This is a genomic window from Qipengyuania citrea (genome assembly GCF_024171405.1).
Lineage (GTDB): Bacteria > Pseudomonadota > Alphaproteobacteria > Sphingomonadales > Sphingomonadaceae > Qipengyuania > Qipengyuania profunda.
Map to the genome: position 1 here is coordinate 426,595 of NZ_JALJZT010000002.1, position 14,939 is coordinate 441,533.

Sequence of the window (14,939 nt, forward strand, 5' to 3'; positions counted from 1 at the left end):
GACGCTGTTGACGATGACCTCTATGGACCGCCGACTTCCGATCGGTAACCGAACCAAGTATGATCCGGGCCAGCGGGTGCAGCGGAGCGATCTCGAGACTTGCGACAAAGTACTGCTCGAAGTTGCTCGCGCCAACCGGCGCGGCAGCAGGATTACGATCTGGGATCTTCCGCAAGTTACCGGCATGCCACTGCATCAGGCTTTTGCCGCTGTTCGGTCGTTGGAATTCGGCCGCCTGATCACGGTAGGTGACGATCTGGCGGACCCATTTGGCGCTACACTAGAGCTTCGCGAGGCAGGATCGCATCGCCTGCGCCAGCGCCGCGACGCCTAATTTGCCAATGGGGGCTTTTCATCGCGAGAAAGCCCGCTATATGGGCGCCTCCCGAGTCGGGAACGCCTCTTCCACGAGGCCGCGGTACGCCGCAGTGTGGACGCATAGCTCAGTTGGTAGAGCAGCTGACTCTTAATCAGCGGGTCCTTGGTTCGAGCCCAAGTGCGTCCACCATTTTCCTTCCATCCTTAACTCCTAGCCTGGCGCAGGCGCGCTTGTTTATGCGTGCATCACATCGAATGTGATTGGCGGGATTGGCAATCACATTAGGCTGTGATACCCGTCCGCTATGAACACGATCGAAAAAGTTCGCACACTCGTTTCGCAGGGTCTCATGACCCGCGCCGGGCTCGCCCGCGCGGCGGGGCTTCATGCCAATACGCTGCGCGAGTGCGGCGAGGATAGCTGGAACCCGACCGCCGATACGCTGGCCAAGCTCGAAGCCTTCCTCGAGGCCAATGACGAGACCCCGGTCATCGTCGGCGCCGAGGAGATCATCGACGAAGCGCGCAATGGCCGGATGTATATCCTTGTCGATGACGAGGACCGCGAGAACGAAGGCGACCTGATCATTCCCGCGCAGATGGCGACACCCAGCGCGATCAATTTCATGGCGACGCATGGCCGCGGCCTCATCTGCCTGTCGCTCGACCGCAAGCGCGTCGAAGCGCTCGGCCTCGAACCGATGAGCCGCGACAATCGCGAAAGCATGCAGACCGCTTTCACCACCTCGATCGAGGCCAAGGACGGCGTTACGACCGGGATCAGCGCCGCCGACCGCGCGCGCACCGTTTCGGTCGCCATCGATTCGACCCGCGGACCCGACGATATTGTCACCCCCGGCCATGTCTTCCCGCTGGCGGCGCGCGATGGCGGCGTGCTGGTCCGCGCCGGCCATACCGAAGCGGCGGTCGATATCTCGCGCCTTGCAGGCCTCAACCCCTCGGGCGTGATTTGCGAGATCATGAACGAGGACGGCACCATGGCGCGGCTCGACGATCTGATCGGCTTTGCCCGCCGCCACGACATGAAGATCGGCACGATCCGCGACCTGATCGAATACCGGATGCGTCACGACCACCTGGTCGAGCGCGTCGCCGAGGACAGTTTCGATTCCGACTATGGCGGCGACTGGCGCCTGCTGACCTACCGCAACACTGTCGACGGCAGCGAAAGCTACGTCCTGCAGAAAGGCCATGTGGTCGAGGACCAGCCTACCCTTGCCCGCGTCCACCCGATCTCGATCTTCGACGATGTGCTGGGCAAGCCCGGTCCGCGCAAGCGCACGCTGCAGCGCGCGATGCAGGCGGTGGGCGAACATGGCGCGGGCGTGATCGTGCTGATCACCGGGCGTCCGGCATCGAACCGCGGCTACAGCGAAAGCGACGCGCAGCGCAATGTCGGTATCGGATCGCAGATCCTCGCCGATCTCGGCATCGAGGACATGATCCTGCTCAGCAATTCGCAGCCCAATGTCGTGGCGATCGAAGGCTACGGCCTCAATATCGTCGACCACAAACCCATTCCGGAGTGACCCGCATGGCCCGTTTCCTGATCGTCGAAGCCCGTTTCTACGACCACCTCAATGACATGCTGGTAGCGGGCGCGCGCGCCGCGCTCGAAGCTGCCGGGCATGACGTGGAAGTCCTCACCGTCCCCGGCGCGCTCGAAGTCCCCGGCGCGATCGCGCTCGCTTCCGAAAGCGGCCGCTATGACGGCTATGTCGGCATCGGCGTGGTGATCCGCGGCGAGACCTACCACTTCGAAATCGTCGCCGGTGAAAGCGCGCGCGGGATCATGGCGCTGACGATGGACGGCATGGCCATCGGCAACGGCATACTGACGGTCGAGAACGAGGCGCAGGCGCTGGTCCGCGCCGACCCGGCCCAGAACGACAAGGGCGGCGAAGCGGCCAAGGCGGCGATGACGCTGCTCGATCTGCAGGGCCGGTTCGCCGGCTAATCGGCCGCGTCGAGGAACTCCTTGAGCCCGAGCGGCGCGAACGGCCCGATTATCAGCTGTTCGAACACGCCGATGCCTTCGGACCCGTCATTGCCCGACACACGTACGGGTACCTGAACGTGGAGGTTCTCGGGCGCCAGCGGGTCGATATCGTCGAGCTCGATATCCTCGCGCACGACCTCGAGCGGGCCGTGGTGGAGACCGTGGCCCCAATTCGGATCGGTATAGCCCAGCCCGCGCATCTGAAAGCGTCCGAGCGGCTCGAAGGTCACCTGTTCGGGGGCGCCGCGTAGCGCGAGCGAGAGCGTGCCGCCCGACGGCCAGCGAGTGCCCTGTTCGAGCCGGGTGCGCATGCTGCCATGCCCCTCGGTGATCTCATCGGCAGAGGCCCCCTCGCCCGCCCATGCGGCGCGCGTGTTCCAGGCATTGCCCTGCGCATCGTTATTGACGTGGAAGAACAGGCTGCCGCCGGGGAAGTTGATCGGGGTCCATTGCCAGAAGAAGCCCGGTAGCGGCGCCCCCGGCATCGGCTGCGTATCGCGCGCGCCAATCGGGCGCACGCCCCAGCTGCGATCGCGCGTTCCCATGGTCCCGGCGGCCAGGTCCTGCTTGTCGCCATCGACTTCGATCCAGCCCTCGTACCCTCCGTTCTGCGTCAGCCTGGTATAGTCCATGAAGGCGCGCGGTCCGATCCGGTGCGTGAAACGCGGCTCCTCGATCGGGAAGGCACGGCCGGTGAAAGTGATGTCGGCGGCCATGTTCTCGAACGGTTCGAGGCGGATACGCAGGATGTTGAGCGCCTCGATGATCTCGACCGAGATCGGCCCGGCGGCCATCGCCATGCGCTCCATCCCCAGTTCGGCGCTGGCGTGGACGCAGTGCTGCACGCCGTCCCGTACGACGTTGAAATGCGCGTCGATAATGTCGAGATGCGGATAGATGCCCAGCGCGACGGCGAAAAAGCCGCTCCCATCGGGCGCGTAGCCGTTGAAGAAATAGCGGTCGTAGAAATTGCGGTCGGTGCCGGCGAAGGCCACCGGTTCCGGCGTCTGGTGGATCGGATAGTCGTCTCCGCGGCTCAGAACCACTAGGTCGCCTCCTTCAATATCTGGATACTATCGCGCTCGAGCGCCAGAGAACAGGCCCCGCGCGCCATCGACAGGAAATTCGCGTCGCCGCGCTCGGTGCGTTCGACAAAGGCCGCGCTGAACACGGCGGTGGACACGCCATGGAGGATGCCGAGCCGGTAATCGCGCTCGATTTCCTCATGGGTCAGATCGATCCCGCGGACGCGCATTTCCGCGCGCCAAAGATCGAGCAATTCGCGTTCGTGATCCCGCCACAATGCCGCGCCGATGCCGCAGCCGATGAAATAGCCGACATCGGTCATCGGCCTGCCCACGGCCACTGTCTGCCAGTCGAGAACGGCGATCGGCTCGCGTCCGTCGCGGACATCGAACAGCATGTTGTCGAGACGAAAATCGCCGTGGACGAGGCATTGCGGGGGATCGTCGCGCTCGAACCACACCGCACTCGCTTCGCGCAATTGCTCGCAGATCGCCATGAATTCGGGCTCGAGCATTTCGCCGTAGCGCTCACGGAAGACTGCCTGCGCCTGCGGATACATCACTCCGAGTTGCTGGCGCAGGTCGGCGAGCGGCGCGATCCATTCGGCATCGAGCAATTCGCGGCGGCCCCAGCTGGGCGCATGGATCGCGGCCGCCTGCCGGATGGCGGCGCGCGCATCCTCGATCCCGCACCCCGCAATCTGGTCGCCCTGGCGCGCGGGGCCCATGTCCTCGCACAGGAGGATAAAGGCGCCGCCTGTCTTGTCGACCTCGGTGAAATAGACCTGCGGCACCCGCACATCGAGCAGCGGCGCGGCGTGGCGGTAAAACTCGACTTCCTTGCGATAGAGCCCGAACAGCGCGGCGGTGCCACGGCTGCTGGCGTCCTCCGCCGGGAACTTCCCCGCGAGCGTTGGGGGTACGTCCTCACCCGTCAGGAAGAAACGCACGCTGTCGCCCACCTGCCCGGTGCCGATCGGCTCCCAGCGGACAGTATCGACACGCGCATTCAGCTGCGCGCCAAGCCACGCAGCGCTGACCTCGTCCGGATGCGCCGGAAATTTTCCCATAGCCCCCCTCCCACAAAGAGCAATTTTGCGGAACGCTAGCTGCCCTTATGCGTCCTGACAATCATGCAGGACAGACAATCATGAACGGTGCCCTCGAATGGATCACTTCGATCGGCACCGTGCTCGCCGCATCGATGATCGCCTTCGACATGGGACGCCGCGCCACCGCCTGGGGGTTCGTACTGTTCTGCGTGGTTTCCGCGCTCTGGATTTACATCGGACTGACCGAAGATGCGATCCCGCTCGCCGCGATGAACGGCATCCTCCTGCTGATCAACGCCTGGGGCGTATGGCAGTACTGGTTCCACCCGAAGAACCGGACCTAGGCCGCCCGCCCGCACCGGCAGCGATCCCGGTCGACCGAGATCGCCTGGGCCCGGATTACTACGCGCCGATACGGCCGAAGCATTCGCGCCCGGCATAGATCGCGCTGTCACCCAGCTCTTCCTCGATCCGGATCAGCTGGTTGTATTTCGCCAAACGGTCCGAACGCGCGAGGCTGCCGGTCTTGATCTGCCCGCAATTGGTGGCGACCGCGAGATCGGCAATCGTCGCATCCTCGGTTTCGCCCGACCGATGCGACATGACCGCGGTGTAGCCCGCACGGTTGGCAATGCTCACCGCATCGAGCGTTTCGGACAAAGTGCCGATCTGGTTGACCTTCACCAGCAGCGAATTGGCCAGACCTTGCTCGATCCCGTCGCGCAGCCGTTCGGGATTGGTGACGAAAAGGTCGTCGCCCACCAGCTGGACACTGTTGCCGATACGGTCGGTGAGCGCTTTCCAACCGGCGAAATCGTCTTCGGCCATGCCGTCTTCGATCGAACGGATCGGATAGTCGCGGCACAGCTTGTCGAGATATTCGGCCATGCCCGGCCCATCGAGCGACAGGTCCTCGCCCGAAATCCGGTACTTGCCGTCCTTGAAGAACTCGGTCGAGGCGCAGTCGAGCGCCAGCGCGATATCCTCGCCCGGCTTGAAGCCGGCCTGCTCGATCGAGGCCATGATGAAATCGAGCGCATCGCGCGTACTGGCGAGATCGGGGGCGAAGCCGCCCTCGTCGCCGACCGCGGTGGCCAGACCCTTCTCATGCAGCTTTTTCTTGAGCGTGTGAAACACCTCCGCGCCCCACCGGACCGCTTCGGCCAGGCTGTCGGCACCGATCGGCATGACCATGAATTCCTGGATGTCGATCGGGTTGTCGGCATGTTCGCCGCCATTGATGATGTTCATCATCGGCACCGGCAGGACATGCGCCGAAACGCCGCCGATATAACTATAGAGCGGCAGGCCGCGCGCATTCGCCGCTGCCTTGGCCACCGCCATGCTGGTGCCGAGGATCGCATTCGCGCCGATCCGGCCCTTGTTGGGCGTGCCGTCGAGCGCGATCATCGACAGGTCGATATCGCGCTGGTCCTCGGCATCGAACGCGCCGACCAGCATGTCGCGGATTTCGGTGTTTACCGCGTTCACTGCGTTGATCACGCCCTTGCCCAGATAGCGGCGGGCATCGCCATCGCGGAGTTCGACGGCTTCATGCGCGCCCGTCGAGGCGCCGCTGGGCACCGCGGCGCGGCCAAAGCTGCCATCGTCGAGCAGAACATCGACTTCGACCGTGGGATTACCCCGCGAATCGAGAATTTCGCGGGCGTGGATATCGATGATCGCGGTCATGGTGCTGGCACTCCGGGAAAAGGTGTTGTAATCGGCTAAAACACCCCCAGATGGGGAGTCAGCAGCGCTCTATTCGCCGGAACATTGGTGTGCAAGTTGCGTTGCAACATTGAAGGCTGAAACGCCGGACGACAACCAAGTGAGGGCAAGGACCAGCATCATGGCAGAAACCACCGCAGGCGGCGCACCCAAGAAGCGCAAAAGTCCTGCCACCCAGAAACCCGCAGCCAAGAAATCCGCCACCGCCGCCAAGCCGCGCAAACCCGCGGCGAAGCAAGGCGCCGCGAAGGAGACAACCATGACCAATACCGCAACGCCGGGAAATGCCACCGATAACCGCACCGAAGCCAAGTCGCGCTTCAATGCCGCGCTCGAAGAAGCCAAGGCCGGCGCCGCCGCGCTCAAGGCCGAAGGCAAGGACCGCGCCACCGCCTATCGCGAGCAGGCCAAGGGCAAGGGTGACGACTGGGTCGCTGAAGCGCGCACCTATGGCGAAAACGCCAAGGTCAAGGGCCGCGAACTGGCGACCGAAGGCAAGGTAAAGGCGGGCGAAGGCCTGCGTTCGCTCAGCAAGCTGGTCGATGAAAACGCCTATCAGGTCGACGAGAAGCTCGGCGCGAAATATGGCGATTATGCCCGCACCGCCTCGAAGTCGCTCGATGGCTATGCCAGCAAGCTCGACGAGAAGAGTGTCGACGACCTCGTCGAAGACGGTCGCGAATTCGTCCGCAAGAGCCCGGGCAAGGCAATCGGCATAGCCGCCATTGTCGGCTTCATGCTTTCGCGCCTTTTCCGCGGTTCGCGCTAAGCGACCGATTACGGGGGACTGCATGCGCGACGATGACACCGAACGGGCCGACGAATATCCCGGCCCGTTCGATTTGCCCGACGAACACGACGCTCCCGAACCGGAGGGCGAGGAGGCTCAGCCATTTTCGCTGACCGATGATGTCCTCGCGCTGATCGAGGATGGCAAGAGCTATGCCGAGGCCGAGCTGCGGTTTCAGAAAAGCCGCGCTGGTTATATCGGCAATCGGACCAAGGGTGCCATTGCGTTCGCACTGGGCGCATTCGGCGTGTTCCACCTTGCCCTGATTGCGGCAACGGTCGGAATAGTGATCGCACTGGCACCCGTCATCGGCCCATGGGCCGCAACCGCTGTGGTCACGCTGGCGCTGATCGTCGCCGGGGTTGTCATGCTGCGCCTTCTCAAGGGACGGCTCGACGATATCCGCGACGCCTTCGATGATGGGGATGGCGAATGAGTGATCGTCGTACACGCATGCTCGAGGATAAATATCTGCGCGAATCCGCCCGCGCGCTCGTCGAGGCTGATATCGAGCATCTCAAATCCGATTTTTCGCACAAGAGCCTGGGCGAGCGTGCGTTCGACCGGGTCCGCGAAGGCGCCGCCGATCTCTACGAAGAGGCTATCGATGTCGCCGATGACAACCGCGGCGCGCTCGCCGCGCTGGTCGCGGCGATCGTCGTCTGGTTCGCACGCAATCCGATCCTCGGTGTGCTCGGCTTCGATCGCGAAGCCAATGACGAGCGCGATGAATATGACGGAGATTCGGAACGTTAGGCCCGCTCGATCCGTTGGCTTTACGAACGCACATTCCGGAGATTTACCATGGCCGATGCAGCCGAGAACAACGTCACCCCGATCAGCGCCGATAGCAAGTTGAGCGACGAGCAGAAGCGCGAGCAATTGCGCGACCGAATCGAAGCGGGCGAGAAGCGCAACGAAGCGCGTAGCCTGGCCGACCAGGCCAAGGACGCTGCCGACAGCGCAGTCGAATTCACCAAGAAGCACCCCTTCGCCGTTATCGGCGGTGTACTCGTCGCCGGTCTGGCGATCGGCGCAATGACGCGCCCGGGCCGCCGGCTTGGTCGTCGCGGCGGCACCATCGCGGCAATCGCCGCCGATGCCGCGCTCGCCTATGGCGCGCGGATGATCGACAGCATGGCCGACGGCGCGCAGTTCGCCGGCGACCGGCTCGAGGATCTGGGCGACAGCGCCGCCACTACCGCACGCGGGCTTCGCCGCGATGCCGCCTACAAGCTCGACGTGGCCGGTGATGCGCTGCGTAGCTCAAGCCGCAAGGCCGGACGCAAGAGCAGCCGCGCCTATCGCGCGCTGCGGACCGGCATCAAGCACTAGGCACAAGCATCGCAAGGATGCCGTAGCGGCGCGACGGGCTTGCCTGTCGCGCCGCTTTCGCTATGTGCCGCAGCCATTCCTCTCCCCTCCCCTTCGAGAAAGACGATTCCATGGAAGAAACCGAGAGCAAGCAGACGCTCTACCTCGTGATGGGCGGCCGGGTGACCGATCCGCGCAGCGTGACCTTTGCCGATCCCGAAAGCATCCACGTCGCCGGCGTGTTCAGCAGCAACGAAGCTGCGGTAGATGCCTGGCGCTCCAACGCGCAGCGTACTGTCGACGATGCCGAGATGAAGTATGTGATCGTCCACCTTCACAAGTTGCTCGATCCGAGCGCCTAATTTCGCGATGGCCTATGTAATCAGGCCGTATCGCGACGATGATGCCGAGGTGCTTGCCGAAATCCTCGCCTCGGCGATCACCGATATCGGGCCGCACGCCTATTCACCCGCGCAGGTTGCTGCGTGGGCCGCACGCCACCCCGGTGCCCGGCGGTACCGGGAGCGGGTTGCCGCTGGCGATGTGATCTTTGTCGCGGCCGATGTCGATGACCGGCCGGTCGCCTACGTCCTGCTCGAGCAGGACGGACATATCGATCATCTCTACAACCATCCCGAGCATATACGGCGCGGCCTGGCCACGCAGCTGCTGGCAACTGCGGCGACCTATGCGCGCAAACACGGGATGGAGCGCCTCTACGCCGAGGCCAGCGATCTTGCCCGCCCCGCTTTCCAGCGGGCCGGCTTCACCGCGACGCACAAGCGCGAATTCACCATTCCGCACGGCGACCGGGACGTCCCGATCCACAATTGGGGAGTGGAGAAACCCCTGTCGTGAGGCCCCGCATACCCGGGGCCCCGCCGATCAGATGAATTCGATCTTGTTGATCAGGTAGAACTTGTCGCCCGAGGGAACGGTCACTTCGACCTCTTCATCGAGCTGCTTGCCGATCAGCGCGCGCCCGATCGGCGAATTGTAGCTGATCCGGCCCTTCGCGGCATCGGCTTCGGTCTGGCCCACGATCTGGTAACGCACAGGCTTGTCGTTCTCGTCGAGCAGCGTGACCGTTGCCCCGAAGATCACCTTGTCGCCCGACAGCGTGGTGGGATCGATGATCTGCGCGCGGGTAATCTTGTCCTCAAGGTCGGCGATCTGCGTTTCAACGTGGCCCTGGCGTTCCTTGGCCGCGTGATATTCGGCATTCTCCGACAGGTCGCCATGCGCACGTGCTTCCTCGATCGCATCGACGATCAGGGGACGCTCGGCACGCAGGACCTTGAGTTCCGCCGTGAGCTGTTCGTAGCCCTCGGCCAGCATCGGCACTTTTTCCATAGGGCTCTTGTCCTTCCTGTTCCGGCTGACCCCCCGGGGACAATTCGAACCCGGTCCGCCGGATTGCGGAACACAAGCGGTTCGAATGTCGGGAGGGGGAGCGTGTTTTTCGTCAGCTATAATAGTCTTGCAACGAACGTACTTCAAGCTGGTCCGGCGAAACCTCTGCGATTGCTTGCGCAACGGCCAGCGAAGCGGCGGCCGTGGTGTAGTAGGGCAGCTTCTTTTCCAGCGCCGCTTCGCGGATCGATTTGCTGTCGAGCAGCGACTGCCAGCCCTCGGTGGTGTTGAAGATCAGCTGCACCGCGCCGTCGATGATCGCATCGACGATATGCGGGCGCCCTTCGGCCACCTTGTTGACCGGTTCGACCGCGAGACCCTGCTGCGCCAGATACTGCTGCGTGCCGCCGGTGGCGATTACGCGGAAGCCCTTGTCGAGCAGTGTTTTCACGGCCGGCAGGATCAGCGGCTTGTCGGTATCCTTGACCGACACGAACAGCGTGCCCGACTGCGGCGGGGTCATGCCCGCGCCGAGCTGCGACTTGAGGAAGGCGGCGGCAAACCCGCGATCGATCCCCATCACCTCGCCGGTCGATTTCATCTCGGGCGATAGCGCCGGGTCGGCACCCGGGAAGCGCGCGAAGGGGAACACCGCTTCCTTCACCGCCATGTGGTTGGGGTTGAGGTCGAAGGGTTCGAACGCGCTCAGCGGCTCTCCCGCCATGACGCGTGCAGCGACCTTGGCGATGGGCCGGCCGATCGCCTTGGCGACGAAAGGCACCGTGCGGCTGGCGCGCGGATTGACCTCGATCAGATAGACCTCGCCTTCCTTGACCGCGAACTGGACATTCATCAGCCCGCGCACTTCCAGTGCCACGGCCAGTTCGGTCGCCTGGCGCTCCATCTCGGCGATGATGTCCTGCGGCAGGCTGTAGGGCGGCAGCGTGCAGGCACTGTCTCCCGAATGGACACCGGCCTCCTCGATATGCTGCATTACGCCCGCGATCCGCACTTCGGTGCCGTCGGAAACGACATCGACATCGCATTCCACCGCATCGCGCAGATACTGGTCGACCAGTACCGGGCTGTCGCCGCTGACATTGACCGCCGTGGCGATATAGTCGTCGAGTTGCGCTTCGCTGTCGACGATTTCCATCGCGCGGCCACCGAGCACGTAGCTGGGACGCAGCAGCACCGGATAGCCGATCCGCGCCGCCACTGCGGCGGCCTCGTCGCGGCTCTTGGCGATGCCGTTCAGCGGCTGCTTGAGCTTGAGCTTGTTGATCAGCTTGGCAAAACGTTCGCGGTCTTCGGCCAGGTCGATCGCATCGGGGCTGGTGCCGAGGATCGGAATGCCTTCGCGTTCGAGCGCAGCGGCCAGCTTGAGCGGGGTCTGCCCGCCGAACTGGACGATGACGCCGACCACTTCGCCCTTCGACATCTCGACCCGCATGATCTCGAGCACGTCTTCCTCGGTCAGCGGCTCGAAATAGAGCCGGTCGGAGGTGTCGTAATCGGTCGAAACGGTTTCCGGATTGCAATTGACCATGATCGTTTCGAACCCGGCCTCCGCCAGTGCGAAACAGGCGTGGACGCAGCAATAGTCGAACTCGATGCCCTGCCCGATGCGGTTGGGCCCGCCGCCCAGGATGACGATCTTCCTGCGATCGGACGGGTCCGCTTCGTCCTCGGGCTCGCCGAAGCTGGGCGCTTCGTAGGTCGAATACATATAAGGCGTGATCGCCTCGAATTCGGCGGCGCAGCTGTCGATCCGCTTGTACACCGGATAGACACCAAGCTTGCGGCGCAGATTGCGCACTTCCTGCTCGCTCGTCGCGCCGGCCATCGCGCGCAGTGCATCGTGCAGCAGGCCCGACCGCTTGGCCTGCGTTTCGCCCAGCCCGCCCGCGACGCCGACCGAACGCACCGCCAGCGTGGCAAGCCGCTTGTCCGAAAAGCCCATCGCCTTGAGGCGGCGCATCTCGGTCTCGGTATTGGGCAGGCCGTTATGCGCGATCATGTTCTCTTCGTAGATGATCGCTTCGATCTGGCGCAGGAACCACGGGTCGTACCCGGTGATCGGCTGGATATCCTCGACGCTCAGCCCCTCGCGGAAGGCCTGCGCGATCTTGAGGATGCGCTCGGGGGTGCGCTGGCTGAGCGAGGCGACGATCTTGTCGCGCGACACGCCTTCCAGCTCGGTCACCCGGTTGAACCCGTCGAGATCGGTTTCGAGACCGCGCAGCGCCTTCTGCATCGATTCGGCAAAGCAGCGGCCGATCGCCATGACCTCGCCGACCGATTTCATCGCGGTCGACAGTTCGTTCTTCGCGCCCTTGAACTTCTCGAACGCGAAGCGCGGGATCTTGGTCACGACATAGTCGATCGTCGGTTCGAAACTGGCCGGCGTCGCGCCGGTGATCTCGTTCTGGATCTCGTCGAGCGTATAGCCCACCGCCAGCTTGGCGGCGACGCGCGCGATCGGGAAGCCGGTCGCCTTCGATGCCAGCGCCGACGAGCGCGACACACGCGGGTTCATCTCGATCACGATCAGGCGGCCATCTTCCGGATTGACCGCGAACTGGACGTTCGATCCGCCGGTTTCGACCCCGATCTCGCGCAGCACGTTGATGCTGGCGGTGCGCATGATCTGGTATTCCTTGTCGGTCAGCGTCAGCGCAGGCGCCACGGTGATGCTGTCGCCGGTATGCACGCCCATCGGATCGACATTCTCGATCGAACAGATGATGATGCAATTGTCCTTGCGGTCGCGCACCACCTCCATCTCGAATTCCTTCCACCCGAGGAGCGATTCCTCGATCAGGACTTCGGTGGTGGGCGAGGCTTCGAGGCCTTCGCGCACGATCCGTTCGAACTCGGGCTTGTTATAGGCGATCCCGCCGCCGGTGCCGCCCAGCGTGAAGCTGGGGCGGATGATCGACGGCAGGCCGGTGCGTTCGAGCACCGCAAGCGCCTCGTCCACCGTATTGGCGACGCCGCTGCGTGCGCTTTCGAGCCCGATCTTGTCCATCGCCTCGCGGAAGCGCTGGCGGTTCTCGGCCTTGTCGATCGCATCGGCATCGGCGCCGATCATCTGCACGCCGTATTTCTCGAAGGTGCCGTCGTTGAACAGCGCCAGCGCGCAATTGAGCGCCGTCTGCCCGCCCATCGTCGGCAGCACCGCGTCGGGGCGTTCCTTGGCGATGATCTTGGCGACGATCTCGGGGGTGATCGGCTCGACATAGGTCGCGTCGGCCATTTCCGGATCGGTCATGATCGTGGCGGGGTTGGAGTTGACCAGGATGACCCGGTAGCCCTCCTCCTTCAGCGCCTTGATCGCCTGCGTGCCCGAATAGTCGAACTCGCAGGCCTGGCCGATGATGATGGGACCTGCGCCAATGACGAGGATCGAGGAGATGTCAGTGCGTTTGGGCATTTAGATCAACTTTAGAAGAGCTTCGATGAGATCGCTTGCTAGCTTTCCGATCGCGCCAGAGGAGAACTTGTCCGCGAGCTTTTTGAGCAGCGGCACGATCAAGGTAATCAACTTGCTAAGGCGGAATGACTCCCCCTTTAACATCGCCTCGCCAGCGTCGATTTCTGCCAGCATCGCGCCTTTGGGCTCATTCAGAAGCTCTTCAACCGAATTGCTTTTCTGAATTTCTGCCTCAAGCGCAGCCAACCGATCCTCGATCTCTTCAATTTGAGGGAGATTGTCGGCCCTAGTGACTATCCGGTCTGAAGCCGGGATGTAATTCAAGGTCGAAAGGGATAAGGTCTCCCCTTTGTTCAGCGCATATCTCGATAGGTAACTGCTAGGTTCGGCAAGCTGCTGCTCTACTTTGATATAACCTTTTCTAACGATGCTATATCCGTTGAGTTCGTAGTCGCTCGTTTCGTTATGAAGGAGAGACTGATTATCTAATTCAAGCAAAGCCATTTCGACGCGAACTGCTGACGATTTGACGGGGAGTCTTTCGCGCAAACCGTCAGCATTGATAGGATCATCACTATCCTGCGCATGTTCAAAAAGTTCAAATAGCAGAGCGTCTTCCAACGCCTTTTGAGAAATAAAGTTTGCCATCAGAGCATCCCCACAAACTTCTCGAACAGGTAGAAGCTGTCCTGCGGGCCGGGGCTTGCCTCGGGGTGGTACTGCACGCCGAAGGCCTTTTTGCCCTTAATCGAAATCCCGCAATTGGTGCCGTCGAAGAGCGAGACGTGGGTTTGCTCCACCCCCTCGGGCAGGGTCTCGCCATCGACCGCGAAGCCGTGGTTCATGCTGGTGATCTCGACCAAGCCCTCGCTCTCGCTCCAACCTGACCCAACGCGCTGGACGGGGTGGTTGGCGCCGCGGTGGCCCTGGAACATCTTGGCGGTCTTCGCGCCTGCTGCGAGGCCGAGCATCTGGTGGCCGAGGCAGATGCCGAACAGCGGAATGTCGCTTTCGAGCAGCCCCTCGATCACCGGCACCGCATATTCGCCCGTCGCTGCCGGGTCGCCCGGACCGTTCGACAGGAACACGCCATCGGGCTGCAGCGCGAGCACTTCGTCGAGCGTGACGCGCGCGGGCACGACAGTGACCTTGGCCCCCGCCTGCACGAGATTGCGGAAGATATTGTCCTTCGCGCCGTAATCGATCGCGACGACATGCGGCTTGGTGGCCTTGGCTTCGCCATAGCCGAAGCCGAGCTGCCAATGGCCGCCGGTCCAGTCTTCATTGGACTCGCGGGTGACGCCGGGGACGAGGTCGAGACCTTCGAGCCCGCTCCATTCGGCGGCCTGCGCCTTCAGTGCCGGAAGGTCGAATTCGCCGCGCGGGCTATACGCGATCACCGCATTGGGCGCGCCGGCCATGCGGATCCGGCGGGTCAGCGCGCGTGTGTCGACGCCCGACAGGCCGATCTTGCCGTGATCCTTCATCCATTCGACGAATTGATCTCGCGCGCGGAAGTTCGAATGCGGGGTCACTTCCTGCCGCACCACGCAGCCCACCGCGCCGAGGCCGCGGCTTTCGTGGTCTTCCTCGTTCGCGCCGACATTGCCGATATGCGGGAAGGTAAAGGTGACGATCTGGCTGTCGTAGGAGGGATCGGTCATCACTTCCTGATAGCCGGTCATCGCGGTGTTGAAGCAGACCTCGCCGACGGCAGTGCCGGTGGCGCCGAAGCCCTTGCCCCAGATAACGGTGCCGTCGCCCAGCACGAGGACTCCCGTCGCGCCTGAGGGTTGCGCGTGCGAAGATGCGGACAGGGCCATGGGCGCTCCGGGTAAATGGTTTTCCAGCGATGTTGCTAAGCCTCAGCGGCTAGAGACGCGCTGGCGTTCCGTCAAGC

General features: G+C 63.3%; 17 protein-coding genes and 1 tRNA gene. 11 read left to right on the forward strand and 7 right to left on the reverse strand.

The annotated features are described in order from the left end of the window. Window positions 1–13 precede the first annotated feature (13 nt). The 4 genes from J2S32_RS02925 (at window position 14) to ribH (ending at window position 2,296) form a co-directional block, all read left to right on the forward strand. Window positions 14–334, forward strand: a complete 321-nt coding sequence (locus J2S32_RS02925; protein ID WP_253515809.1) for a hypothetical protein — start codon at window positions 14–16, stop codon at window positions 332–334. Between the two features lie 98 nt (window positions 335–432). Then, window positions 433–508: transfer RNA gene (locus tag J2S32_RS02930), tRNA-Lys, on the forward strand. A 115-nt stretch (window positions 509–623) separates the two neighbouring features. Continuing rightward, window positions 624–1,868 carry a 3,4-dihydroxy-2-butanone-4-phosphate synthase gene (ribB, locus tag J2S32_RS02935; RefSeq protein WP_253515824.1) on the forward strand — a complete coding sequence of 415 codons (1,245 nt, stop codon included), beginning with the start codon at window positions 624–626 and terminating at the stop codon, window positions 1,866–1,868. Between the two features lie 5 nt (window positions 1,869–1,873). Then, window positions 1,874–2,296, forward strand: a complete 423-nt coding sequence (gene ribH / locus J2S32_RS02940; RefSeq protein ID WP_253515827.1) for a 6,7-dimethyl-8-ribityllumazine synthase — start codon at window positions 1,874–1,876, stop codon at window positions 2,294–2,296. On the opposite strand, the gene J2S32_RS02945 is transcribed toward ribH, so the two are convergent. Together J2S32_RS02945 and J2S32_RS02950 are read right to left on the reverse strand one after the other, a co-directional pair. After that, window positions 2,293–3,384 carry a hypothetical protein gene (locus J2S32_RS02945; protein ID WP_253515830.1) on the reverse strand — a complete coding sequence of 364 codons (1,092 nt, stop codon included), beginning with the start codon at window positions 3,382–3,384 and terminating at the stop codon, window positions 2,293–2,295. The two genes, ribH and J2S32_RS02945, sit on opposite strands and share 4 nt — an antisense overlap. Next, window positions 3,384–4,433 carry a phosphotransferase family protein gene (locus J2S32_RS02950; RefSeq protein WP_253515833.1) on the reverse strand — a complete coding sequence of 350 codons (1,050 nt, stop codon included), beginning with the start codon at window positions 4,431–4,433 and terminating at the stop codon, window positions 3,384–3,386. Before J2S32_RS02950 ends, J2S32_RS02945 begins: the two co-directional genes overlap by 1 nt. Before the next feature lie 80 nt (window positions 4,434–4,513). Here J2S32_RS02950 and J2S32_RS02955 point away from each other — a divergent pair, with 80 nt between their 5' ends. Further along, a complete protein-coding gene (locus J2S32_RS02955; RefSeq protein ID WP_253515836.1) occupies window positions 4,514–4,759 on the forward strand; it encodes a hypothetical protein in 246 nt (81 codons plus the stop codon). A 58-nt stretch (window positions 4,760–4,817) separates the two neighbouring features. On the opposite strand, the gene eno is transcribed toward J2S32_RS02955, so the two are convergent. After that, a complete protein-coding gene (gene eno, locus J2S32_RS02960) occupies window positions 4,818–6,107 on the reverse strand; it encodes a phosphopyruvate hydratase (protein WP_253515839.1) in 1,290 nt (429 codons plus the stop codon). A gap of 160 nt (window positions 6,108–6,267) precedes the next feature. Between eno and J2S32_RS02965 the strand changes: the two genes are divergently transcribed. From J2S32_RS02965 to J2S32_RS02990, 6 genes are all read left to right on the forward strand, one after another. Further along, on the forward strand, window positions 6,268–6,915 hold the full coding sequence (locus tag J2S32_RS02965; RefSeq protein ID WP_253515850.1) for a hypothetical protein: 648 nt from the start codon (window positions 6,268–6,270) through the stop codon (window positions 6,913–6,915). A gap of 22 nt (window positions 6,916–6,937) precedes the next feature. After that, window positions 6,938–7,372, forward strand: coding sequence for a phage holin family protein (locus J2S32_RS02970; RefSeq protein ID WP_253515852.1), 435 nt, complete (start codon window positions 6,938–6,940; stop codon window positions 7,370–7,372). Beyond that, window positions 7,369–7,692, forward strand: coding sequence for a hypothetical protein (locus J2S32_RS02975; protein ID WP_253515854.1), 324 nt, complete (start codon window positions 7,369–7,371; stop codon window positions 7,690–7,692). The genes J2S32_RS02970 and J2S32_RS02975 overlap by 4 nt, the downstream gene beginning before the upstream one ends. A 48-nt stretch (window positions 7,693–7,740) precedes the next feature. Further along, a complete protein-coding gene (locus J2S32_RS02980; RefSeq protein WP_253515863.1) occupies window positions 7,741–8,271 on the forward strand; it encodes a hypothetical protein in 531 nt (176 codons plus the stop codon). Between the two features lie 110 nt (window positions 8,272–8,381). After that, complete coding sequence (locus J2S32_RS02985; protein ID WP_253515866.1) at window positions 8,382–8,612, forward strand: DUF4170 domain-containing protein; 231 nt, start codon at window positions 8,382–8,384, stop codon at window positions 8,610–8,612. A 7-nt stretch (window positions 8,613–8,619) separates the two neighbouring features. Next, the gene (locus J2S32_RS02990) at window positions 8,620–9,108 is read left to right on the forward strand and encodes a GNAT family N-acetyltransferase (protein ID WP_253515869.1); all 489 of its coding nucleotides are present in this window, start codon (window positions 8,620–8,622) and stop codon (window positions 9,106–9,108) included. A 27-nt stretch (window positions 9,109–9,135) separates the two neighbouring features. Here the strand turns inward: J2S32_RS02990 and greA are convergent, their stop codons facing one another. The 4 genes from greA to carA form a co-directional block, all read right to left on the reverse strand. After that, complete coding sequence (gene greA / locus J2S32_RS02995; RefSeq protein WP_253515871.1) at window positions 9,136–9,603, reverse strand: transcription elongation factor GreA; 468 nt, start codon at window positions 9,601–9,603, stop codon at window positions 9,136–9,138. A gap of 112 nt (window positions 9,604–9,715) precedes the next feature. Beyond that, window positions 9,716–13,039, reverse strand: coding sequence for a carbamoyl-phosphate synthase large subunit (gene carB / locus J2S32_RS03000; protein ID WP_253515884.1), 3,324 nt, complete (start codon window positions 13,037–13,039; stop codon window positions 9,716–9,718). Continuing rightward, window positions 13,040–13,687, reverse strand: a complete 648-nt coding sequence (locus J2S32_RS03005; protein WP_219148766.1) for a hypothetical protein — start codon at window positions 13,685–13,687, stop codon at window positions 13,040–13,042. Beyond that, a complete protein-coding gene (gene carA / locus J2S32_RS03010; RefSeq protein WP_253515886.1) occupies window positions 13,687–14,862 on the reverse strand; it encodes a glutamine-hydrolyzing carbamoyl-phosphate synthase small subunit in 1,176 nt (391 codons plus the stop codon). Before carA ends, J2S32_RS03005 begins: the two co-directional genes overlap by 1 nt. Window positions 14,863–14,939: the final 77 nt, after the last annotated feature.